Annotated in this window: 23 protein-coding genes and 1 pseudogene; 18 read left to right on the forward strand and 6 right to left on the reverse strand. The window is 35.4% G+C overall.

Features of this window, described 5'->3' with window-relative positions; all coding sequences use genetic code 11:
• The first annotated feature begins 70 nt into the window (after positions 1 to 70).
• Positions 71 to 241 (forward strand): hypothetical protein, encoded by a 171-nt coding sequence (locus DJ533_RS18640; RefSeq protein WP_171488537.1) that lies wholly within the window; start codon positions 71 to 73, stop codon positions 239 to 241.
• 163 nt (positions 242 to 404) lie between these two features.
• Entirely contained in the window at positions 405 to 557 is a 153-nt protein-coding gene (locus tag DJ533_RS18645; protein WP_171488538.1) for a hypothetical protein, read from the forward strand.
• Between the two features lie 105 nt (positions 558 to 662).
• On the opposite strand, the gene DJ533_RS06390 is transcribed toward DJ533_RS18645, so the two are convergent.
• On the reverse strand, positions 663 to 1,862 hold the full coding sequence (locus DJ533_RS06390; protein ID WP_065993668.1) for a BaiN/RdsA family NAD(P)/FAD-dependent oxidoreductase: 1,200 nt from the start codon (positions 1,860 to 1,862) through the stop codon (positions 663 to 665).
• A gap of 207 nt (positions 1,863 to 2,069) precedes the next feature.
• Here DJ533_RS06390 and DJ533_RS06395 point away from each other — a divergent pair, with 207 nt between their 5' ends.
• Positions 2,070 to 2,414 (forward strand): DUF4870 family protein, encoded by a 345-nt coding sequence (locus DJ533_RS06395; RefSeq protein WP_065993667.1) that lies wholly within the window; start codon positions 2,070 to 2,072, stop codon positions 2,412 to 2,414.
• Between the two features lie 27 nt (positions 2,415 to 2,441).
• Here the strand turns inward: DJ533_RS06395 and DJ533_RS06400 are convergent, their stop codons facing one another.
• Positions 2,442 to 3,311, reverse strand: coding sequence for a 1-aminocyclopropane-1-carboxylate deaminase/D-cysteine desulfhydrase (locus tag DJ533_RS06400; protein WP_065993666.1), 870 nt, complete (start codon positions 3,309 to 3,311; stop codon positions 2,442 to 2,444).
• Between the two features lie 216 nt (positions 3,312 to 3,527).
• Here DJ533_RS06400 and DJ533_RS06405 point away from each other — a divergent pair, with 216 nt between their 5' ends.
• The 4 genes from DJ533_RS06405 to DJ533_RS06420 all read left to right on the forward strand — a co-directional run bounded on the left by DJ533_RS06405 (position 3,528) and on the right by DJ533_RS06420 (position 6,165).
• Complete coding sequence (locus tag DJ533_RS06405) at positions 3,528 to 4,187, forward strand: D-Ala-D-Ala carboxypeptidase family metallohydrolase (RefSeq protein WP_228716521.1); 660 nt, start codon at positions 3,528 to 3,530, stop codon at positions 4,185 to 4,187.
• Between the two features lie 28 nt (positions 4,188 to 4,215).
• A complete protein-coding gene (locus DJ533_RS06410; RefSeq protein WP_065993665.1) occupies positions 4,216 to 4,854 on the forward strand; it encodes a hypothetical protein in 639 nt (212 codons plus the stop codon).
• 151 nt (positions 4,855 to 5,005) lie between these two features.
• Positions 5,006 to 5,629: a LysE family translocator gene (locus tag DJ533_RS06415; protein WP_065993664.1), complete on the forward strand. Its 624-nt coding sequence runs from the start codon at positions 5,006 to 5,008 to the stop codon at positions 5,627 to 5,629.
• A 29-nt stretch (positions 5,630 to 5,658) separates the two neighbouring features.
• Positions 5,659 to 6,165, forward strand: coding sequence for a hypothetical protein (locus DJ533_RS06420; protein WP_065993663.1), 507 nt, complete (start codon positions 5,659 to 5,661; stop codon positions 6,163 to 6,165).
• Positions 6,166 to 6,379: 214 nt separating this feature from the next.
• On the opposite strand, the gene DJ533_RS06425 is transcribed toward DJ533_RS06420, so the two are convergent.
• Positions 6,380 to 7,357, reverse strand: a complete 978-nt coding sequence (locus DJ533_RS06425; RefSeq protein WP_065993662.1) for an MBL fold metallo-hydrolase — start codon at positions 7,355 to 7,357, stop codon at positions 6,380 to 6,382.
• Between the two features lie 193 nt (positions 7,358 to 7,550).
• Here DJ533_RS06425 and DJ533_RS06430 point away from each other — a divergent pair, with 193 nt between their 5' ends.
• Entirely contained in the window at positions 7,551 to 8,075 is a 525-nt protein-coding gene (locus tag DJ533_RS06430) for a hypothetical protein (protein WP_065993661.1), read from the forward strand.
• A gap of 154 nt (positions 8,076 to 8,229) precedes the next feature.
• Here DJ533_RS06430 and metG read toward each other — a convergent pair whose 3' ends face one another.
• Positions 8,230 to 10,299 carry a methionine--tRNA ligase gene (gene metG, locus DJ533_RS06435; RefSeq protein ID WP_065993660.1) on the reverse strand — a complete coding sequence of 690 codons (2,070 nt, stop codon included), beginning with the start codon at positions 10,297 to 10,299 and terminating at the stop codon, positions 8,230 to 8,232.
• Between the two features lie 191 nt (positions 10,300 to 10,490).
• On the opposite strand from metG, the gene DJ533_RS06440 reads away from it, so the two are divergent.
• Both DJ533_RS06440 and DJ533_RS06445 read left to right on the forward strand, forming a co-directional pair.
• A complete protein-coding gene (locus tag DJ533_RS06440) occupies positions 10,491 to 11,330 on the forward strand; it encodes a hypothetical protein (RefSeq protein WP_065993659.1) in 840 nt (279 codons plus the stop codon).
• Positions 11,331 to 11,419: 89 nt separating this feature from the next.
• Positions 11,420 to 11,920 (forward strand): hypothetical protein, encoded by a 501-nt coding sequence (locus tag DJ533_RS06445; RefSeq protein WP_065993658.1) that lies wholly within the window; start codon positions 11,420 to 11,422, stop codon positions 11,918 to 11,920.
• Positions 11,921 to 11,936: 16 nt separating this feature from the next.
• Here the strand turns inward: DJ533_RS06445 and DJ533_RS06450 are convergent.
• Positions 11,937 to 12,161 (reverse strand): annotated as a pseudogene (locus DJ533_RS06450) (DUF6500 family protein).
• Positions 12,162 to 12,411: 250 nt separating this feature from the next.
• On the opposite strand from DJ533_RS06450, the gene DJ533_RS06455 reads away from it, so the two are divergent.
• From DJ533_RS06455 to DJ533_RS06465, 3 genes are all read left to right on the forward strand, one after another.
• Entirely contained in the window at positions 12,412 to 12,903 is a 492-nt protein-coding gene (locus DJ533_RS06455; protein ID WP_065993657.1) for a hypothetical protein, read from the forward strand.
• Positions 12,904 to 13,134: 231 nt separating this feature from the next.
• Positions 13,135 to 14,409 carry an iron-sulfur cluster carrier protein ApbC gene (gene apbC / locus DJ533_RS06460; RefSeq protein ID WP_065993656.1) on the forward strand — a complete coding sequence of 425 codons (1,275 nt, stop codon included), beginning with the start codon at positions 13,135 to 13,137 and terminating at the stop codon, positions 14,407 to 14,409.
• Positions 14,410 to 14,482: 73 nt separating this feature from the next.
• Complete coding sequence (locus DJ533_RS06465; protein WP_065993655.1) at positions 14,483 to 14,839, forward strand: hypothetical protein; 357 nt, start codon at positions 14,483 to 14,485, stop codon at positions 14,837 to 14,839.
• Positions 14,840 to 14,867: 28 nt separating this feature from the next.
• Here the strand turns inward: DJ533_RS06465 and DJ533_RS06470 are convergent, their stop codons facing one another.
• Positions 14,868 to 15,407, reverse strand: coding sequence for a DUF2062 domain-containing protein (locus DJ533_RS06470; RefSeq protein WP_065993654.1), 540 nt, complete (start codon positions 15,405 to 15,407; stop codon positions 14,868 to 14,870).
• Positions 15,408 to 15,750: 343 nt separating this feature from the next.
• Here DJ533_RS06470 and DJ533_RS06475 point away from each other — a divergent pair, with 343 nt between their 5' ends.
• From DJ533_RS06475 to DJ533_RS06495, 5 genes are all read left to right on the forward strand, one after another.
• Positions 15,751 to 16,344, forward strand: coding sequence for a LysE family translocator (locus DJ533_RS06475; RefSeq protein ID WP_065993653.1), 594 nt, complete (start codon positions 15,751 to 15,753; stop codon positions 16,342 to 16,344).
• Between the two features lie 113 nt (positions 16,345 to 16,457).
• The gene (dcd, locus tag DJ533_RS06480) at positions 16,458 to 17,027 is read left to right on the forward strand and encodes a dCTP deaminase (RefSeq protein WP_065993652.1); all 570 of its coding nucleotides are present in this window, start codon (positions 16,458 to 16,460) and stop codon (positions 17,025 to 17,027) included.
• 350 nt (positions 17,028 to 17,377) lie between these two features.
• Positions 17,378 to 18,775 carry a hypothetical protein gene (locus tag DJ533_RS06485; RefSeq protein ID WP_065993651.1) on the forward strand — a complete coding sequence of 466 codons (1,398 nt, stop codon included), beginning with the start codon at positions 17,378 to 17,380 and terminating at the stop codon, positions 18,773 to 18,775.
• Between the two features lie 10 nt (positions 18,776 to 18,785).
• Positions 18,786 to 19,436: a hypothetical protein gene (locus DJ533_RS06490; protein WP_065993650.1), complete on the forward strand. Its 651-nt coding sequence runs from the start codon at positions 18,786 to 18,788 to the stop codon at positions 19,434 to 19,436.
• A 49-nt stretch (positions 19,437 to 19,485) separates the two neighbouring features.
• On the forward strand, positions 19,486 to 21,774 hold the full coding sequence (locus DJ533_RS06495; protein WP_065993649.1) for a DUF6160 family protein: 2,289 nt from the start codon (positions 19,486 to 19,488) through the stop codon (positions 21,772 to 21,774).
• The last annotated feature ends 63 nt before the right edge of the window (positions 21,775 to 21,837 follow it).

Below are 21,837 nucleotides of genomic sequence, written 5' to 3' on the forward strand. Positions count from 1 at the left end.
AAGATCGATCAGGATGCACTGACCGGTCTTTTTTATTTGTAAAATGAAAATATAAATTAGGAGAAACAACATGTCAAAAAAACAGCCAAATAAATTTATTGCTCCTATTGTAATTGCGGGGATTACCGTTGGCTTTTTAGCCAGTGCCTATAAGTTTGTTTTTGCTAAGCCTAAAAAGAGAGATACTGAAGAAGTTGCCACGCAAGAGCAGGACAATACGCAAACAGAAATGAAAGAGTGAACTTAATCACGACTTTAAATAAGCTAAGTTGTAAATATTGTTGTATAAAATATAGACACCTAAAAAATAATCAGATAAATTTAAGTAATTCATATTTATGACATAAAACTAAATTATCTTGATATGAATTTTTAGGAAACAAAGTTTAAAAAGGAATTAAAAAATGAAACTTATCTATATTATGCAGTCTATTTATCAACGTGTTGTGGGGAGTCGTGGGAAGCAAGCTTCTGAATATCAATGGATGGATATTGCTACGCAACGTATTGAAAGTAATCCAAAAATCATGCTATTGAGAACAGATTATTTAGAATAGTCAATTTTTTATAAATGATGAATAGAACTGCGTAAAAGGAATATTATGCAGCTCTATTTGAATTTAGAAGTGAATTATTTGAAGCCTAATTTATTTTATTTGTGATTAAACATATTCCGATGCAGCATGGGCAGATGCCCAAGCCCATTGAAAATTAAAACCACCCAAATGTCCTGTAACATCCAAAATTTCACCAATAAAAAATAAACCTTTTTGTTTTTTACTTTCCATGGTTTTTGATGAAACTTCTGTGGTATCTACACCACCCAAAGTGACTTCAGCAGTCCGATAGCCCTCTGTTCCAGAAGGTTTAACTTCAAATTGCTGTAACTTATGGGCGATATATTCAAGCTTTTCATCGCTGAGTTGAGCAATCGCAGTGTCGGCATATTCTGCCCAAATTAAGTGTTGTAATTCTAATACCACACTTTTAGGTAATCGTTCTGCCAACAAGGTACGCAGTAAAACTTTAGGTTGGGTATGTTTTTTAGCTTTAAAGAATGCGAATAAATCTTCAGAAGGTAAAAAGTCAATTTTAAAACTTTGCCCGACATCCCAGTAATTTGAAAGTTGTAACGCGCTTGGACCACTCAGCCCGCGATGGGTAAACAGTAATGCTTCAGTAAAACTATTTAAGTCATTGGAGAGTGTTGCTTCAACTGCATTGCCACTTAAACGAGTGGTTACTTCTTTGAATTGATCAGAAAAAGTGAAAGGGACTAAACCTGCTCGTGTTGGGAAAATATGATGTCCAAACTGCTTTGCAATTTTATAGCCAATATCCGAACCACCTAAAGTTGGAATGGAAAGTCCGCCACTTGCGATCACCACAGATGTGGCTTGAAAATAGCCGATATTGGTCGCAACTTGGAAAGCTTGTTCATCTATTGCATGAACAGTTTTGACTTCACAACTGGTTTTAATTTCAACGAAACCAGTTTTTTCACATTCATTTAGCAACATGGCTAAAATTTCTTTGGCACCATTTAAAGTAAATAATTGTCCATGTTTACGCTCTTCGTATTCGATGCCGTATTCGCAGACCATGCCAATAAAATCCCAATTGGTATAGCGGCTAAGTGCTGAAATTACAAAATGAGGATTATGCGAAATAAAGTTTTCAGGCTCAACATACAAGTTGGTAAAGTTGCATTTTCCACCGCCTGACATCAGAATTTTTTTACCAATTTTATTGGCTTTTTCAACCACTAAAACTTTACGACCTCGTGCTGCGGCTTTGGCTGCTAACATTAAGCCAGAAGCACCTGCACCAATAACCAGAACATCGTAAATTTGAGGAGACATTTCAAAACTCGAAGAGGGAAGGAAAGCAGGCAATTATAGACAAAATCAAGTTAAAAGTTCAGCTCCTTAACCAGCAAAGTTAAATGAATTGTTATTTCAAACTCACTGAGCACTCATTTACAAATGATTTAATTTTGTAAGACAGCTTAAATGAAACTTAAAATATTTTTGTAGTATAAATAAGCTTTATAAATATAAGGTTAAAACATGAATAATTTATCAAAAACTGACACAGACCTTGCTTCACTTAAACAATATAATCAGATTAGTTATATCCTATATCTCGTAGGTTATGTGGTTGGTTTTACATGGCTTATTGCAATTATTATGAATTATATTAAGCGTGATGAGATGCGTGGCACATGGTTGGAAAGTCATGTAAATTATCAAATTAAAACTTTTTGGATCAGTTTGGCAGGATATGTCATTGGTGGATTATTAGCGATTGTACTGATTGGGTTTGTCATTTTATTTGTGGTTTTTGTTTGGAATGTCTATCGTTTAATCAAAGGCTTAATTGCGTTAAATGACAATAAATCCATACAAGTTTAAGTTCTTTAAGTGGCGTTTTTCAATGGTTTATAAAGCAGCTTTGCCTTGTAAACCGCCACTATGAATCGCCAATATTCGGGTGTTTTCAGAAAAATAGCCTTTTGAAATGAGATCAAAAATACCAAATAGCATTTTTCCTGTGTAAACTTGCTCTAAAGGAATCTGATATTTTTTTTCAAAACTTTCAATAAATTCAAATAATTCTGGTGTGGTTTTGGCATAACCACCAAAACAATAGTTATCTAATATTTTCCAATTTTTTTTCGATGTTAATTGAGCGACCACATCGTTTAGAAAAGTTCCTTTTAATGCTGAAAATCCTAAAATATGTTGGTGGGCAGTGCTTGCTTCAATTAAGCCTGTAATCGTGCCCCCTGTACCCACAGCACAGCAGATCACATCATAATTTTCTCGATCATATGGGGTTAAAATTTCACTACAGCCCTGAATCGCAAGTTGGTTTGTCCCACCTTCAGGAATGATATAACTATTTGGATAGTGTGTTTCGAGTTCCGCTAAATATTCTCTCTGGTTTTTTAAACGATATTGTTCACGGGAAATAAAATTTAACTGCATGCCAAACTGTTGTGCTGTAGCTAAAGTTGGATTTAGTGGTTTTTTTGCCAATTCTTCTCCACGAATAATGCCAACACTTTGAAATCCAAAACGATGCGCAGCATAAGCAGTTGCTGCAATATGATTAGAATATGCACCACCAAAGGTGATCAGTGTATTTTTGGCATGTTGCTTGGCTGCTAAGAAATTGTATTTTAATTTAAAAAACTTATTGCCTGAAATTTGTGGATGGATTTGATCCAGTCGTTTAATGGTCAGTTGAATAGAAGAGTCTAAGCTTAAGGTTTGGTCAGAAAGCGTATGAGCGATGGTATTAAACACAAAATTTTGACAGAGTTTTATCGTGGAAGAATCAGTTTAAAATGATTTTATGAAATAAACAATCGAACCAAATTTTTGGAAAATATTTTTCTTTTAAATCAATACGCATGTGCTTTTTTGTAAATAGAAATGCAATATTTCTAAAACTTACCTAGAATAAGTGATTGAAGTAAATCTATTAAAAATAATTTATATATCAGTAATTAGAGTAATGCTGTGACCTATCAACAAAAAGTAAAAACGATTCTTTTCATGACGATTTGTTTGCTCGCTGCATGTTCGCAACAGTCTGAAGACGCACCGCAACAAAAAACACAAGCGACTTCAAAATTGAAGCAGCAATATTTAGCATGGAAACAACAACAAGACCCGAAACTTTTTAAAGAATATCAGCAATTTTTTGCAAACTTTATGAAACAACCTCCGCCAATGATGGAACTTGTCACTAATCGAAATTTTATGCCTGAAAAGTGTGAATATGCACGTTTTAGTATTCCACCGAAAAAATACTGGAATAATCTCAAACCAAGTTTGATTTTGTTAGAAAAACTACAGCAGAGTGAGTATTTTAAAACGTATACCATCACCGCAACTTATCGTAATCCTGAATTAAACCAATGTGTGAAAGGCGCTAAAAAAAGTAAACATCTGCAAAATTTTGCTGTAGATTTTCATGTGTTGAACCCTAAAGAAACAAACGCAGAGACAAGCCAAAAACTAGAACAAGGTTTATGTGAATTTTGGCGTAAAGAAGGCAAGCGCTATAAAATGGGATTTGGGGCATATGGTAACAACCGCTTTCATATAGATACGCAAGGCTATCGAACTTGGGGTAAAAACTATTCCTCAGCGACATCACCATGTCTCAAGCATTGATCATATCAGGAAAGTATGTGGGAAAATTATGTCTAAAATACAATTTAAAACCTTTATTTTCTGCCTAATAAGTCTGAATAGTCCTATGCTTTTTGCCCAGTCGTCAACAGCTTATGAGGTTGATCCCAACGCAGAAGTGTTAGGACGTGCTGCAAAGGTAAAGATTCAAAAAGAGTTTTGTGATCAAAATGGTTTTCACTGTGATTATGTTTTATATAATGCAAAAGGGCAGCGTGAAGTTCTAATTGAAGATTGGTCACATCATGTCAAGCTATATCAGTTCTCAGCAAATCGTATCGGGTTTTTATATGGCGCTACAGGTTCAGGACATATTTTGACTGTCATCAGTGATCAAAATCAACAAAAGCAATATGCTGATTTTAAAGCCATGAATGCTGCACAAAATTGTATGGTGACTTATGAACACAGTTTAAAAAATATGCCTGATTCATTGGTTTTTTATAGTGTTCCCGATTTTCGTGTGCGTTTGGTGTTAAACAATAAAGTCCCTCAATTTAAATCACTGACTGACCCATTAACGGCTTATTTTGAAGATAATGGTGACTTTTCTTTTAATTTCAATACAGGGCGAAAAGGCGAGAATGGACAACAACAAGTTTTAATCCAAAAACCATGTTTAGTTGATTATCGTATTGTGATGAATTGAAATACAACTTTAAAATAGCGTCCAAGCGCAAATTTCTGTTGTTTTTAAGTAGCTAAATTGTGTGTTTGAAATTACTAGAAAATGCAAATAAATAGATTCTTTTGGTGTCTGATCAGTTAAAATATCTGAAAATTTGGTGTAGGTAGATTTCGTGGAATCTTTGATTGTTTTAGGTTCAATTGCTTTAGCACTGATGTTAGGTGCAATCAGTCCTGGACCTGCATTTATCTATGTAGCAAAAAATTCAATTGCGATTTCACGTAAGCATGGTTTATTTACCGCTTTAGGTACAGGCACAGGCGCAGCGATTTTTGGTTTTTTAGCGGTGATTGGTTTACAAGCTGTTTTATTGGCTGTGCCTTCTGCTTATCTGGCTTTAAAAATTTGTGGTGGTTTATATCTGCTTTATTTGGCTTATAAAATTATTAAGCATGCCAAAGAACCAATCGAGCAAGTAAGTGCAACTGCTAGAGTAATGAGTTTCGCACAAGCGTATCGTTTGGGCTTAATTACACAGTTGAGTAATCCTAAAATAGCCATTATTTTAGCCAGTGTTTTTACTGCACTTTTACCGAAAGAATTCCCAACCTATTATTATTTTGTTTTGCCAATTTTATGTTTTTTTATCGATGCTGGTTGGTATTCGTTGGTTGCGGTTGCTTTGTCTGCGGAAAAACCTCGTAAAGTGTATTTAAAGTTTAAAAAAGTCTTTGATCGTATTGCAGGTGGAGTGATGACCTTGCTTGGCTTGAAGTTAATTTTTGGGATGAAGTGATAAGAACTTTAAAATAATAAGGAAAAATAATGTTTTATAAAACAATATTGATGCTAATAATCTCTACTACATGGATGACTGCTCATGCGAGTGAAAGTAAGGTTTCATCTCGTTATGGTAAATTTCAGATCAAAGAATCACAGACTTACCCTCAAGGTGCGCTCTATTTTAATCAAAAGTTGGTGACACCTGTGATAGAGGGAAATAATGGTTTATCTATTGAAAACATTTATAAATTACAGAACAATGATGTAGCTTTAGTGGAGGAAATCGGCGGAAGTGGTTGTCCTGTCACTTTATATTTTGTGAAAGTAACACCTACCAAGCAGTTAACTGTTTCACCAGCATTTGGGTCATGTTCAGATTTAATCAAAGTTTCTGCACAAACAAATCAAATCGTCATCACAATGCCAGATTTTATGGGTGCACCTGAGAGTGAAGAGCAAGAACGACAAGTTGCAAAGCATAAAATGACATATATCTATGATGGAAATGTTGTGAAAGAAAATGGGAAGATCTTAAAAAGAAGTGAATAAATGTATTTAAGTTTCCTGAGCTAAGCTTAAAAAAATCAAGTTGCTATCTAAAATGAAAAATAAAATAGAATTACTCGCTTCTGCGAACTGGTCAAAAATCAATTGGGATTTAAGTTGGCACCAAACATTCAAATATTTGTAGATGAAGGTCAGGTACAAGGCGCTTTATACTATTAAGAAGCCCCCTGTAAAAAGAGCTTCTTTCGATTTTAAATCAATCCTTAAAATGTACAGGAATCCACTGATAGCTTTTCCCATCTGCTGAATAAATATGTCCAATGCCTGGAAATGGTAAATGTGGTGCGGCAATGGTTTGTCCATGTTTCGCATAATCAGCAAACTGTTTTAAGCGGGTTTGTACTGCTTTTTTCGGATCAATATCGTATTCAATCGCTGTTTCAGGTTGATCAAATTGTACGGTATGAGAATGCACAATATCACCAATAAAAATCACATCTTCGCCCGTTGTTTTAAGCTTATAACTAAAATGCCCCGGTGTATGACCTGCGGTATTGATGACTTCAAAACCTTTGATGTTGTCGCCTAATTTAAAAGTTTTAAATTGCTGTTTAGCCTGATATGGTGCAAGTGCTGCTTTAATTTTTTCGACTGTGCCTGTGTAATTGTCTTTTTGTTCTTTCGGAATTTTACTGAGTTGTTTTGGGTCTAACCAATAATTCGCTTCATCTTCTGAGACATAAATCGTGGCATTGGGATAATTCGCTATACCATCTTTACTCACGCCACAGACATGATCAGGGTGTAAATGGGTCAGTAAAATCGTATCCACTTGTTCAGGTTGATAACCTGCAGCTTTGAGATTTTTCAGCACAGAACCTAAATGTGCACCAAAGCAATCGGCTGTACCACTGTCGACCAAAACGAGAGAATTTCCTGTATTGACCAAAAAGGCATTAATGGAAGTTTGTACGCCTTTGGCTTGATCTGTATGGTATTTTTTTAAAATTTCATGCACTTGATCTTGGGAAATGTCTTTAAACAAAGTCGGTGACATAAAGTTTGTGCCATCGAGCAGGGCGGTGATTTGGGTATTGCCGACTTGATGTTGATAGTAACCTGCGACTTGGGATTGCTGTTCAATGATTGGTAGAGTCTTTGTAGTTTCTGCCACAGTTGAAAATGAGCTGAATAGTGTGATGGAGACTGTAATAGCTAAAATGGATTTTTTCATGATCGTTTAAATAAAATTATTGTTGTTTATTTTTTAACATGGATTGATGAGTGTTTGGACTTTTTATTGATGAAAAAATATTGGTGTGAAAAGGCAGATTTTTTATGGGTAGTTTTTAGAAGATAAATTTAAGTTGATTGGTTATAAAATATAATAAGTAATATTTTGTATGATCATTTTTGAGTGGAAATCAATGAATAAAGAAATGCTACCAATTTTAGCGGGTCTTATAACCGCAATTTCGACTTTAACGGCTGTATTTATTACTAACTATTTTAATATGAAGTCTTTAGAGAGAAATTTTAGGTTTCAATCAGGATTAAAAAACAAAGAACTTAGATTAAATAAACTAGAGGAAAGTTATGAATTGTTTGAAAAATGGTGTACATTTTTTTCTGTTGGTTATCTGAATTATTTATATTTTCATAGTAAAAAAATTAGTGAATCAGAATTATTTGAACTGCTAAAGAATCCTGAAAATTCTCTTTCTGGTGAGTTTCAAAAATTAATTACTTTATTAAATATACATTTTCCAGAGTTGGAAGTGGAATACGAAAAAGTCAATTTAGCTAGAAGTGAAATTGTTAAATATATGAACATAGATAAGAAAATCGATGTTCAGGATTTCGTAAAAGCACAAGTAAAATTTGAAAATATAGCAAAAAACTTTAAAAATGAAATAGCTCAATTGGCAAAAAATATGAGAATGGAAGAATAGATGTAATAAAGTATATTATTAATTAAACACATTTATTTGATTAATTAAATTTATTGGTTTTTAAAGCATCTTTTCCATAAAATAACAAGAGCATACAATTTGAGTTAAAAAAGCCCCTACATCAGTAGAGGCTTCCATCTTAAAATTTTAGAGGTTAAGAAACCTTATCACCCGCTTTAGCACCGCTTTCAGGTGAAATGACCCAAACACCTTCGCCATTGCCCGCAGCTAAAACCATACCATTTGAAATACCAAAGCGCATTTTACGAGGTGCAAGGTTCGCCACCATCACGACTAATTTGCCTTTTAAGTCTTCAGGTTGGTAAAACTCACGAATACCACTGAATACATTACGTGGTTCAGCTTCACACACATTCAAAGTGAGTTGAAGAAGTTTGTCAGAACCCTCAACAGTTGCTGCATCTAAAACTTCTGCCACACGAAGATCAATTTTCATAAAATCTTCGATGCCAATAACATTGTTTTCAGAAACAGCTTCACCCACTTTAGGCTCAGGCTTTTTCTCTTTAGCTTTTTCTTTCTTCTTCTCAACTTTTGGAGCTTCGGCAGCAGCAGCTAAAGAATCTTTAGAAGCATCCACCATCGCAGTAACCGCTTTAGGATCAACACGTTGCATTAACGGTTGGAATAAAGCAATTTCATGATCAACCAATACAGTTTTATTCGATACAAAGTCGAAAGATTCAAGTTTTAAGAAGTCTTGAACTTGCTGTGCAAGTGTAGGCAGTACAGGCGCAAGGTACACAGCCAATTGACGGAATAGGTTAATCCCTACAGAACATACGTCATGAACTTGTTGTTCTTCACCTTCAACTTTAGCTAAAGCCCAAGGCTTTTTCTCATCAATATATTGATTGGCTTTGTCTGCAAGCGCCATGATTTCACGGATTGCAGTCGAAAATTCACGTGCTTCATAAGATTTGGCAATCGAGTCACCAGCATCAATAAAGCTTTGAACCAGTTCAGGTTCTGCACAGGTTACAGATAACTTATTCTCAAACTTGGTGTTAATGAATTTTGCACAACGACTGGCAATGTTTACGACTTTACCAATAAGGTCAGAATTTACTTTTTGTACGAAATCATCAAGGTTTAAGTCAGAATCTTCAACTTTATCAGACAATTTAGACGCAAAGTAATAACGTAAATATTCAGGATTTAAATGCTCTAAATACGTTTCTGCTTTGATGAATGTGCCACGAGATTTCGACATCTTTTGACCATTGACTGTCAAGAAACCATTTACAAATAAACCTGTAGGCGTACGGTAATTTGCACCTTCAAGCATTGCAGGCCAGAACAGCGCATGGAAATACACGATGTCTTTACCAATGAAATGATAGACCTCATTTTTAGAATCTTTTTTCCAATAATCATCAAAGCTTAGGTCTGGACGTTTGGTTTTCACGTAGTTTTCAAAACTGGACATATAACCAATCGGTGCATCCACCCAAACATAGAAATATTTATTTGGTGCATCAGGAATTTCAAAGCCGAAATAAGGTGCATCACGTGAGATGTCCCAGTCATTCAAGCCATTTTCAAACCATTCATCCAACTTGTTTGCGATAGAAACAGGGAGACGACCTTCGTCACGTGTCCATTTTTGCAAATATTCTGTAAAGTTAGGCAGTTTAAAGAAGTAATGATCTGATGATTTTTCGATTGGTGTTGCACCACTCAAAGTAGAACGTGGGTTTAATAATTCTGTTGCGTTATAGGTTGTACCGCAGACTTCACATGAGTCGCCATACTGATCTTCCGCTTTACATTTTGGACATGTGCCTTTGATGAAACGGTCAGATAAGAACATTTGTTTTTCAGGGTCAAATAACTGTGTCACAGGACGAATCGCAATATTGCCTGCTTCACGGTTTTTGATATAAATCTCAGAAGAACGGTTTTTATTTTCTTCACTATGTGTAGAGTCATAATGATCAAAAATTACATTAAAACCATCAAAATCACGGATATGTTCTTTTTGAACATTGGCGATTTGCGCTTCAGGTGTAATACCGTTGGCTTCTGCACGCAGCATAATCGCTGTCCCGTGTGCATCATCCGCGCAGACATAAGTCACGTTATGACCCATTGCACGCATGGCACGAACCCAGATATCTGCTTGGATGTAACCGAGTAAATGACCCATATGAATCGGACCATTTGCGTATGGAAGGGCGTTAGTGACTAAGATATTTCGCACGGATATAACTCTCTTTCTCAAAGTTAATGCAAGGGCATTGATTTTAACGTAATTGCTATGAAGATGCACAATAGAATAGGGGAATTCTTTGCAAATGTAGATTTTTATACAAATTCACATTTTCAATGAGTCATTCAGATAGAATATTGTTGTCTATTTCCAAACTTGTCATTGCTGAGAGTAATCTAAACATGATTCATAAAAATACCTTTGATAATAGTACGTTAGAGCATCGTTTTAATGATGAATTTGATTTCGACCGAACTGTGAACCGTATTCCACAAAATAAAGGCAGTCAGCAGCAATTTGGAAAAAATATCTTAAAAGAAGCACAATACTACCTTGAAGATATTACAGAAGATGAGCATCGTTATTTACAAAAAACTTTGCATCAGTTGGCAGAAAAAGAGCCTTATTTCAACGTGCTCGCCGATGAGCTAAATCAGGAATTAGATGCTAAAGTTGCCAATGATGCGTTGCATTTACTGTATGTTTGGCAAGATATTCATGACGTTGAAGATTTAAACAATTTTAATCTCTTAAATGTGGTAAATGGTCAGCGTTTTCAAACTACATTTTTTCAGGCTTTGGATGTATTAAAAATCGGTGAAAATAAGGCTTTACGCAAAAACGTGATTGAAGAAGCGTTTAAACTGTATGAACTAGGATTTTATGCAGGTTGCGTTCCTATTCTTTATGCACAGTTAGAAGGTTTATTGACCGATATTTTGATTCAGCAGGGCTATTTAAAGCAGCAAGACACCAAGTTTGTCGATGTCTATAAAATCGTACCGGGTTTAAAAGGTCATGAAATTAAAAGCTTGTGGCACAAAGTTAAAATTGCCCGTGAATTGAATCCGTATTTTTCAGAATTAGCTGCCTATAAAATGGACAATAGTTCGACTGTGACAGCAACTCGGCATAATATTTTGCATGGCACAGAGTTAAATCATTTTCATCAAGGGCGTTGTTTTGTGTTGTGGGTTTGGTTGTTGAGCGCAGTGAGTTTTATGAGTACGATCAGGTGTTAAGCAACTTCACCTAAATTTCACATTTTTCTCATATAAATCACAATTCAAATAGGCAGAATAAGACCAAGTTCAAAAAAAGGATAATGAAAATGAGATCTTGGACATTATTTTTCTCGGCAATCTTTGCCAGTGTGGTGTCGGTATTTAGTCTTGTGATTCCTTTTTGTCTATTTTTAAGCTTTTATCATGGTGATTTATTTGTTGCTGCATCTGAACGAACTGCTTATCGTGGGATTGAAGTTATACTTTATCTCACGCCATTTTTGGTGTTAATGGCATTTATCAGCTATTGGCTTATTTTTAGATTTTTAAATGCACCTCAAAAACTATTTGAAATACAACGTTTTTTTAAAGTCTTCCGTTTATTTGCCCTAGTTTGGTTTATCTTAATTTTTCTCTTTCAATTCCTCGATGGCAGAATGGGCGAAATCGTAGAAAGCCTATTATTTGGTATCATTAGCCTAAGCATATTTTTGATTCCCTTACTAATTGGAATATGGAGTGGTAATTATATGTTTTTGAATATACGGAAAATGATTAAAGTAAGTGTTACAAGCAAACGTCATAAACACACTTATCATCCCCTTTGATTAAGTATTTCATGGCTTATTTTCCATATTCCTCCTCAATCATTTTCTTGATCTTTATCGCTTTTTCGAAATGATCGAGTTGATGGGTTTGAATCCATCAAATTGCAACTTGCATCAATGTTTCGGGATCATCATTTTTATTTGCAAAGAACGCATAAAAAGACAGTCCAACATTTTCACCTTTTTTGCTGATTTTTTCATCACAGATGCGTCGTATTTTTTCAATGATTTTGGGCGACATAGTACTAACTTGTTGACTCCTAAAATTATTACTCTACTGAAATAGTTTATCTATATCAATGATTTGTGTATTATTTAGAATATATTTATAAATAACAAATTGGCATAAATGTTCGTTCGTAACATTGCGTATGGTATTTATTGCAAATTGCAGTGAAATAATTTATCAATAAAAAATCAGTGTATAACTGAATCATCAAGCTTAGAAAGCTTAAATTTGATTCACAATAACCTGAAAAGAGGGTGATGACATGACAATAGAAAATAAAGTTGAAGATTTAAAAACAAAAGCATCGGAATTGGGTGATGATCTGAAAATTAAAGCTGACGAGGCAAAACTTGCAGGCGAAAAAGTTATCAATGATGTAAAGCATGATGCCAAAGCAGCACAACTTGAGGCTGAAAAAAAGCTCAATGAATTGAAAAAAGATGCTCAGACGGAAGAGCATACAGCGACTTCACATTCGGGGTTAGAGGATGCCAAAGCCAAATGGAGTGATGCTCAGCAACAAGCACAAGAAAAGTTTGATCATTTAAAAACTGAAGCCAGTCATAAACTTGAAGAAGCTAAAATCAAAGCAAATGAACTGAAACAAGAGGCTGCAGTTAAGTTTGATGAGCTAAAAGCACAAGCAACCACCAAGTTTGATGAACTTAAAAAAGTAGCCACTGAAAAAATGAATGCTTTGAAAAAAAATGATACTGTAAAAACAGATGAGCAAGATAAAGATCAGCAAGGCTAATATATGGATTTAAAATGATTTAAATGCGTTTTATGTGATCATAAAGCGCATTTTCTATGAAAATAACTACAGTATTTAGCGAATATTATAAAAAGTACCAAGCAATAAAACCAACTAAATGACTAAGATTTATAAGTACATTCAGAAAGCTTGATAGAACTAGACTTAACCTGCGTGCAATTTACCGCTAGACTATAGCTTTAGATGCATTTCCACTTTTGGAGCAAACATATGTCGTGGCTTTCTTCTTTAAAATCTGTTTTTTCTCCTGCACAAGAGGTGAAAGAGCAAGAAATCCAAAATGTGCTTCAAAATTATATTTTGCCAAACTCAAACAATGCTTTAAAAGATCGAATTACCCAAGTCAATGTGGAAGGACGCATCTTACAAATAACCATCAATACCTTTCCTGAAGAAGCCGATCATTTACAAAAGATTCATGATGACTTGGCGGATGCTTTAGAAAAATGTGGCATTCAAGAACTCAATATGCACGTTATTCAACAAAAAATTCAACACGATCATACGCATGGTCATCGCTGTTCAAGTGAACAACATGGACAAACAGGGCACAGTTGCTCATCTGAACCTAAACCTCAGAATCAATCTAAAAGTCAAAATTTACCGCCTGTGGTGGATGCTTCTTCACAGGCTAAAACAGAACAAGATCCAAATAACCCACCGATTCAAAAAGCTGCGCCCCAACAACGTGATGTACCCAAGCATCCACGTATTCAAAATGTGATTTTGGTTTCCTCTGGTAAAGGTGGTGTAGGCAAGTCAACCACAACTGTGAATTTAGCACTGGCTTTACAAAAAATGGGCTTAAAAGTTGGTGTGTTGGATGCTGATATTTATGGTCCAAGTATTCCGACGATGCTTGGTAATGCTGGACGCACACCCATGATTGAAGCGGAAAATTTTGTGCCGCTTGAAGCCTACGGTATGGCAGTACTTTCGATTGGTCATTTGATTGGCAAAGAAAACACCCCCGTGGCTTGGCGTGGTCCAAAGGCAACAGGTGCTTTGATGCAGTTATTTAATCAAACCTTATGGCCAGATTTAGATGTGCTTATGATTGATATGCCACCAGGTACAGGTGATATTCAACTGACGCTGGCGCAGCGTATTCCTGTGACAGGTGCCGTGATTGTAACGACACCACAAAATGTCGCATTAATGGATGCTATTAAAGGGATTGAGCTGTTTAATAAGGCGCAAATCCCTGTCATGGGTGTTGTTGAAAATATGTCTACTCATATTTGCTCAAACTGTGGTCATGAAGAGCAAATATTTGGTCAAGGTGGTGGTGATCAACTATCTACACAATATGATATTCCACTGCTTGGACGCTTACCTTTAAATGTACAAATCCGTGAAAATGTCGATGCAGGTAGACCCTCTGTGGTAGCGGGTGATGCTGCAGCAGAGAGTTATATGGCAATTGCTGAAAAAATAAAAAACTCTTTGACGAAAGTCGAAAAAGACCCCCATCGGATTTTCTGATATTGTCATTTTAAAACCTCTCTTCTGCTTTAAGAGGAGGGGATATAAACCAAGACAATAGCATGGAAAATAAATGAAAAATCTAAATCTACTCAATAATAAAATCTTTATGAGCCTTGCCAATACAGCAAATGGCGATGTGAATGGGGCAACACGTTTTTATTACAATCAAAAAGGCAAGGTCATTACAGCAAGATATGAAGGTGGTGTGGTAGAAGTCGGTTCAATCATTGGGCAAATGCTGACAGATGATAGTTTTGAGATTTGCTATCAGCATTTAACTGTTACGGGTGAGTTACGCATAGGACAATGCAAAACCAAAATAGAATTACTAGACAATGATGTCATCAAGTTGGTTGAAGATTGGCAATGGTTAAATGGAGATTTGTCGACAGGACATTCAGAGTTGATTGAAGTGGTGTTAAATTAAGCTAAACGAGGATAGAGACATAAAACTGTCATATTGAATGACGCTTACGCCATTTTTTTATGGTACTCCAACGCCAATATAAACGCATACCAATAAAAAATAGAAAGGCAAAAAATAGGGCTTCACAGACAAGCCCTGTTGCTAAAATTTTTGCCAAAATAAAATCAATATGACCCTGTCCGAAATTTTCGATCCAATGCACAATTTGATGAAAAACACCAAGTAACATATCGGTATTGATCATATGTACATGATAAACTTTAGAGCCAATCCAAAATGCAAAAAATAAAATAGGTACGATTGTGAATGGATTCATAATCCATGCCATCAATAAAGCCACAGGTAAATTGGCTTCAAAAACTAGCACTGTTAAAATAATCAATAGGCTATGTAAGGGAATCGGTAATATTCCCCAAAAAGTTCCGATGAATATCGCTTTAGAAATAGACTTGCGATTGACATACCAAAGCTGTGAACTTAAGGTGCGTTGACCAAAAATCTTCATTATTTTCATATTATTGACTTTTTCAGGAGAAGGAAGCCATGCTTGAAAAAATTGCTTTGCCATAATGAGAGTATTAAAAATTAGAAAATTATTTTGTATGAATGTTTAGAAAAACAACAGTAAAATGGGATATAAATCCAGAATATCAGTACTAACTGAAAGAAAACTTAAATAGAATATGTGAAAACAGCTATTTTAGAATAAAAAATATGCAAAATTAAGAATTTATGTCACATGTTGCAAATAAGTGACTTTAAAGTATGTTTTTTGTAACCTGTTTTAAGTTTTTGATTTAAAGTGATATTTAACTTTTATAATCTAAGTTATATCTCTACTTACAATTATTTTTTTGATAACTGAATTGAACTGATTTAATCTGCGCTCAATGATTTGGTGAGGTCATTTAATGATTTCATGGTTTTTTATGGGACTGATTGTCACCATTTTACTGACTCCTGGTCCAACCAACACCTTGTTGGCATCTTCTGGCATCCAAGTGGGGGTGCGTAAATCTTTGAGCCTGATTCCTGCCGAAGCATTGGGTTATTTTATTTCGATTACAGTTTGGGGGGCATTGATTGGGAGTTTAGCCAAACAATTCCCGATGATTCCTGTGATTTTAAAGTTGTTTAGTGCCGTATTCATTATTTATTTGGCATTTAAACTTTGGCATCAGGCAGAGCGGCAACAAGATTATTCCCGAGCGACCATTCGCCCGAGTGCCTTATTCTGTGCTACTTTGCTTAATCCGAAAGCCTTGTTGTTTGCATCTGTGATTTTTCCAAGTTTTGTTTGGCATAATTTCGCAGCTTATGTATCGCACATGCTGATTTTTTTGATTTTGATTATTCCGATTGCTTTTTTTTGGATATTTTTGGGTAAAAAACTAACTTCAAATAAAATTTCTTGGTTAAATCCATTTAATATGCAACGCACAGCTTCTTTAATTTTACTTGGATTCTCAGTGCCCATTGGTTATTCTGCGATTTCGAGCTTATAGAGAATGGTGTGAATGCAATACAATCTTGCATTTTAAAGTACTTAACATTTCAATCAAACGCATTTTCAGTTAAAGTACGCACAGTTATAGAGTTAAGCATTTGGAAAAAACACATGGCAATTAAGTCTGATCGTTGGATTCGTGAGATGAGCGAAAAACACGGCATGATCGAACCGTATGCTGAGAACCAAGTTCGTTTTGATGAAAATGGTGAAAAGCTGATTTCATACGGTGTGTCTAGCTACGGTTATGATGTTCGTTGCGCACGTGAGTTTAAAGTATTTACCAATGTGCACTCTGCCATTGTCGATCCTAAAAACTTTGATGATAAAAGCTTTATCGACATCGAGTCAGATGTTTGTATCATTCCACCTAACTCTTTCGCTTTAGCACGTACTGTTGAATACTTTCGTATTCCTCGAAATGTTTTGACGGTATGTTTGGGCAAATCCACTTATGCACGTTGCGGTATTATTGTAAATGTCACTCCTTTAGAACCAGAGTGGGAAGGGCATGTCACACTTGAGTTTTCAAATACTACGAATTTACCTGCACGAATCTATGCGGGTGAAGGTGTTGCACAAATGTTGTTTTTTGAGTCTGATGAAGTGTGTGAAACATCATATAAAGACCGTGGTGGTAAATATCAAGGTCAAACAGGTGTGACTTTACCAAAAGCATAATTTATTCAATGTGATAGCAAAAAAAAGCGAGTGAAATACTCGCTTTTTTCTGTTTAAACTCTTGAAAATAGCTTTAAGAATTTTGAAACAATTATCTCTAAAAAATAAGCTATTCATTTTTATAATGAAAAAACATAGATCAGCGGCATTTTATCGGAAATACATTAAACACACGGTATTTTTTTTGCATTTGATAAAATTTTAAGCATAATAGAAAATGAGAATAGGTTGGCAAATTTGGATTTTTGCCGTATTTGGACAGGAATTATGAAGGTTTATTTGTCCAAAAATATGCAGTTTTAGAAAAATAAAATATGGTGCGGAGCATCGTATACATAGGAAGGTCAAAGATGACTAAGCTCGGTTATACGGTAAAGTTTAAAAAAACGCTACTGGCTTCACTGCTAGGACTCAGTTTGTCTCAAACGTGTTTTGCTTTGGAAGCATTAACGGATGAAAACTTAAGTGAGTCTACAGGTGAAGGTATTGCTTTTTTACCAGAAAATTTCAAGATGGTTTTTCAAAAAGCTGAAGATAGCGTTGCTGACCCTAAAGCATCATGGGGAGATCGTACTAAAGATACTGGCTTGATTCGTATTATCCCTGTAGGACCTTTAACCTCTGTTGCTGCTAATGCAGGGGCGAAAAAAGCCGATATTTTTATATATGGTTTAGCGCTATCACAAGCAGATTTAGAGACGAATTCACGGTTTAATAATACGGCTGATCCAAGAGATGCTACAAAAAGTGGAGTAAACTTAGGGACTGAAACTAATCCGTGGATATTGAATGTAGTAACTGCAACAGTCCCCGATTTTGCTGGCTTATCAACATCTAATAATTTGAGTTATCTACAATTAGAAGCACCTTTGGCGTTACAATCACAACCGATAAGATATGACACAATGAAATTGGGCTTATGGGGAGATTTGTTCGCCCGTAACCAAACAGTTGCTGCTCCTCCTTTAAACTTTTTAACGGGTGCACCATCCACTTTGGCTGGTTTGGATGAAAAACTACGCTTTCAAATGATTGCAAATGGTTTATATCTAGATGGTTCAAAGTTAAGAGTTTTTCAGACTTTAGATGGCGCTACAAATACAGGTGGAATGTCTACTAGCTATAATAAGACTTTGGGTTTGGGTTTATTACTTCGATTAAATACACATTATTTATCAGATAGTGGTGGAAATAATGACGATAAAGTTTTAAGAATTAGTACCCGAGAAACGACAGGTACAACTAAGGATCTAACCACTCCAGCCATTAGTGGTACGGGTGCAGCGCAATTTAGTGATAAAGAAGGTCTTTATATTTATAGTCCAAACATCAACTTGGTTTTAGGAAGTATTTATCAGCCTTTAATTGTCGATACGCCAGATGGGAAGAACTTAAGTCTTGAAGTGACTCGTATTCCAAATCAAGCAAGTGTTTATAAGAATATTTATACAGATTATTCGGGAACGGATACAACTTATAAAGGTTCAACCTGTAATGTGCGTTACTGTGGTTCTGATATAACATCTATTAATAACATTGCATATCAAGGTTCAAATGCTACTCACAGTAGTATTGCAATCGGTAAAGTGGGTTTTTCAGCAGATAATAAATCGTTGATAGCAGATAGAAGCATAAATGCTACAGGTATTGTAATGAAAGGAGGTGCGACTGGCGATGTAAATTTAGGCTCTGCTGCCATAGATGGTTTACTTATTCAGCATTTCAAAATTTCAACGACAGGTTTGTAGGAGCTTAAATATGAAAATGATATTGGGTTCTTTATTGCTTTTAGCATCTTCGGCTCATGCAGGTTTAGTCGGTTTAAATAACCAGCAGTTAGGTGAGATTAATGGACAAGGTGGTGCTGATTTAAACTGGACATTGTCTTTAAATCATAAGGTAACAACAGATGGTTCTCTTTCTCGTGAATATGAATGTAAAGATGCAGCTTCAGTTTATTGTCGTTTAGCCATCTCAGCTAACAATCGTAAAGATGCGAATGGTAATCTGTATTGGTTGGTATTTAAGCAATTACAAGGAACATTGCAGCTAGAAAAATTTCAGCTAGATGGTGTTAGTGTTGGAGGGGGAACTAAAACGGCTTTACAATTACGTTTTGGTATAGATGATAAAGGTAATTATTTGCAACCTCTAAAAATTCGTAACTTCGGTTATGCAGCGTTACAAATTGAGAAAGATTCAGGTGCGACCACTACTAATCCTGCTACAGCTGCAAATAAAGGTTATTTAAATATAAGTAATTATCCAAATGTATCCAGTACTTTTACTTCTGCATTTGATGCAGGTAAAGAAACAGGTTTTACTGGTTTAAATGTACACGGCAACCTTGCACTTGCAGGAACGTTAAAAGTATTTGGTTGTAATGGTTCTAATGGATCACGCTGCTAAAGTTTAACTACATTTTATCAAGTATAAATGTCACAGGTAGGGATAAGTGATGAGAAAAAGAATAATACAATTGAATATTTTAACATTGAGTATTTTATGTGCTCAGCAGAGCTTTGCGTTGCAAGAGTTGGAAGATAGCTCTCTCAGTCAAATTTCAGGTCAGGATGGCATTAGTTTACAAATTGAAGCAGATAAAGTTGAAGTTGGTGAAGTTAATTGGAAAGATAGTACTCAAACCTCTGCAGGTACAGACGATGTACTGAATTTAAGTATGCAAGGTATAAAAACTACTCCTTATAACGGTGCTACTAGTTTAAGTGCAAAATTTACAGCTGATGTCGGCGGAAAACCGGGTGCACCTGCTGCTGCATCTAATGGGCTGCGTTTAAATGCTGTTTTGGGACCCGCAACCATGAATATTGCTAATGTGGCTGTTTGCTCAAATGCTGCTGGGGGTAGAGGAACAGATTGTAGTAACAGTGCATCATTAGGTGCTTTAACTTTTCAGAACCGTAAAGACTTAACTTTTTCATTAGAAACACAAAGTGGTTTATTTAATTCGAACAGTCCTGCATCATTAGGATTTGGTTTAAAAAACTCTCATATTTTTTATACATTAAATAATAGTGGGACAGACTATAACCAACTTATATTAAAGGATTTTAATTTTAATTTTTCTGGCGATGGATATTTATATTTAGACCCGACGGATGGGGTGGTATTATCTACCAATAAAAAGAGTGATGTATCTAGTAGCAATTCAGTTGTATTGGGTGATGTTGATGATCCTGATTTCTCTGGGAAAAAACAACCTGGTTTAAATGTTGATTTACGTTATAAGAAAGGCGTAGGTTTAGATTATACAAAATATAAAGCGACTGGATTAGATTCGGACATTTTAAGTTTTGGTCGTTTAGGTGCTTCTGGTGTATTAAAAAATGCCTATATAAAGCTGAATGCTACACAGCTAAATGATTTAGGTGCCGCAACTTCTGGTACCGCCAATACAGGAACTGGTAACCTAGTCGGTAAAGGCGGTTTACATATGCAAATGAAAACGGACTTTGTCAATGATCCACAAACTTATTTCGATTTGGGATTATCTGGTAAGAATGCTTATGCGATTCGTTTTAGAAATTTGACACCGTTACAAATCCGTAAAGACACAGTTAGTAATCCAACATCATTGAATTCTGATTTGGCATATATAAATTTTGGTGATATTTATATTAATGCAGCTAAAACCAATACTGTTAATTTCCCATTAAAAGCTGTATTAAATAAAATTTATAGTGGAACTTTTTCAGACTCAACCTTAAAAACAGCATTGTATGCTTCACCGACTACTACACCTGCGAATGCGATAGTGATTGCCATTCGTGGTATGGATTTCCAAGCAATTGCTCGTCAAGGAGCATTTGTTGCGGATAATAGCATTAATAATCCACCAAGCAGTAATATTGGAACTTGGGGGTTAGGGTTACCTATTTATAACTTAAATAGTAATATCGGGCTGTACGGGATTAAAGGTTCGAATGACAGGCAAAGCCTTGGTTTTGGTCTGTCAATGAGTACAGAAGGGCGCAATAGTACTGGTTCAAAAACTACCTCTATTATGTTGATTGATGGTGCCATTAGCTCTAAAAGTGGTGAAGCGGTAAACTACTATGCTGGATTAAGAAATATTAATTTATTTGCAAATTTAACTGGTACAGTGAATTTGTCTAATAGTGGTTTATGGTTAAATGTACCACAACTAGTTGCAGCTTTAGATGCTGAAGTCGCAATTGGTCAGTTACCTGGGTCGCGTATAGTTTCTACAGCTTGTGCTGCAGGCACTTCAGATTCAAGTTGTTTTGTCCCAGGTAATAATTTTACAACTTATAATGATGTTTTATTTGGAATAGCTGCCCGTATTGATGGAAAAGCAAACCTAATAGTAGAACCAAACTCAGGAACAGGTTTAGCTATTTATGGTGATGTAACATTAAATGCAGGGAGCACAGGAGCTGTTCCTAATAACTATCTACGCATTAGTGATAAACCGAGTAGCGGGCAATATGACTCTCCATCACAATTAGGGATTGATGGTTTATCAGGAAAATTTAATTTAACGAGTACAATAGGTATAGATGCTAAAACCATTAGTTTAAACAATACTGTGAAATTAAATGACACTAATGCACCTACTGATGTATTACGAGCAGATGTCAATTTATATCCAAAGGTTGATGCTACAGGTTCAACGATGGCAGCTTTACCTCCAGCGCAGCCATTAGGACAAATGGTAATGACAGGTGGAAATATCCGCAGTAATTTTGGTATCACCCCTCGGTAAGTTTTCGATAATATCTAGTCTTAAACTAGGTTAATACTATTTTTGGAGGTGTTTCATATGCTG

The sequence above is a fragment of the Acinetobacter defluvii genome, assembly GCF_001704615.3.
Classification (GTDB): domain Bacteria; phylum Pseudomonadota; class Gammaproteobacteria; order Pseudomonadales; family Moraxellaceae; genus Acinetobacter; species Acinetobacter defluvii.

What these genes read in the sequence shown, in the direction of transcription:
- DJ533_RS18640 (WP_171488537.1), top strand. Translation starts at nt 71, where the DNA reads ATGTCAAAAAAACAGCCAAATAAATTTATTGCTCCTATTGTAATTGCG.
- DJ533_RS18645 (WP_171488538.1), top strand. Translation starts at nt 405, where the DNA reads ATGAAACTTATCTATATTATGCAGTCTATTTATCAACGTGTTGTGGGG.
- DJ533_RS06390 (WP_065993668.1), bottom strand. Translation starts at nt 1,862, where the DNA reads ATGTCTCCTCAAATTTACGATGTTCTGGTTATTGGTGCAGGTGCTTCT.
- DJ533_RS06395 (WP_065993667.1), top strand. Translation starts at nt 2,070, where the DNA reads ATGAATAATTTATCAAAAACTGACACAGACCTTGCTTCACTTAAACAA.
- DJ533_RS06410 (WP_065993665.1), top strand. Translation starts at nt 4,216, where the DNA reads ATGTCTAAAATACAATTTAAAACCTTTATTTTCTGCCTAATAAGTCTG.
- DJ533_RS06420 (WP_065993663.1), top strand. Translation starts at nt 5,659, where the DNA reads ATGTTTTATAAAACAATATTGATGCTAATAATCTCTACTACATGGATG.
- DJ533_RS06425 (WP_065993662.1), bottom strand. Translation starts at nt 7,357, where the DNA reads ATGAAAAAATCCATTTTAGCTATTACAGTCTCCATCACACTATTCAGC.
- DJ533_RS06430 (WP_065993661.1), top strand. Translation starts at nt 7,551, where the DNA reads ATGAATAAAGAAATGCTACCAATTTTAGCGGGTCTTATAACCGCAATT.
- DJ533_RS06440 (WP_065993659.1), top strand. Translation starts at nt 10,491, where the DNA reads ATGATTCATAAAAATACCTTTGATAATAGTACGTTAGAGCATCGTTTT.
- DJ533_RS06445 (WP_065993658.1), top strand. Translation starts at nt 11,420, where the DNA reads ATGAGATCTTGGACATTATTTTTCTCGGCAATCTTTGCCAGTGTGGTG.
- DJ533_RS06455 (WP_065993657.1), top strand. Translation starts at nt 12,412, where the DNA reads ATGACAATAGAAAATAAAGTTGAAGATTTAAAAACAAAAGCATCGGAA.
- apbC (WP_065993656.1), top strand. Translation starts at nt 13,135, where the DNA reads ATGTCGTGGCTTTCTTCTTTAAAATCTGTTTTTTCTCCTGCACAAGAG.
- DJ533_RS06465 (WP_065993655.1), top strand. Translation starts at nt 14,483, where the DNA reads ATGAAAAATCTAAATCTACTCAATAATAAAATCTTTATGAGCCTTGCC.
- DJ533_RS06470 (WP_065993654.1), bottom strand. Translation starts at nt 15,407, where the DNA reads ATGGCAAAGCAATTTTTTCAAGCATGGCTTCCTTCTCCTGAAAAAGTC.
- DJ533_RS06475 (WP_065993653.1), top strand. Translation starts at nt 15,751, where the DNA reads ATGATTTCATGGTTTTTTATGGGACTGATTGTCACCATTTTACTGACT.
- dcd (WP_065993652.1), top strand. Translation starts at nt 16,458, where the DNA reads ATGGCAATTAAGTCTGATCGTTGGATTCGTGAGATGAGCGAAAAACAC.
- DJ533_RS06485 (WP_065993651.1), top strand. Translation starts at nt 17,378, where the DNA reads ATGACTAAGCTCGGTTATACGGTAAAGTTTAAAAAAACGCTACTGGCT.
- DJ533_RS06490 (WP_065993650.1), top strand. Translation starts at nt 18,786, where the DNA reads ATGAAAATGATATTGGGTTCTTTATTGCTTTTAGCATCTTCGGCTCAT.
- DJ533_RS06495 (WP_065993649.1), top strand. Translation starts at nt 19,486, where the DNA reads ATGAGAAAAAGAATAATACAATTGAATATTTTAACATTGAGTATTTTA.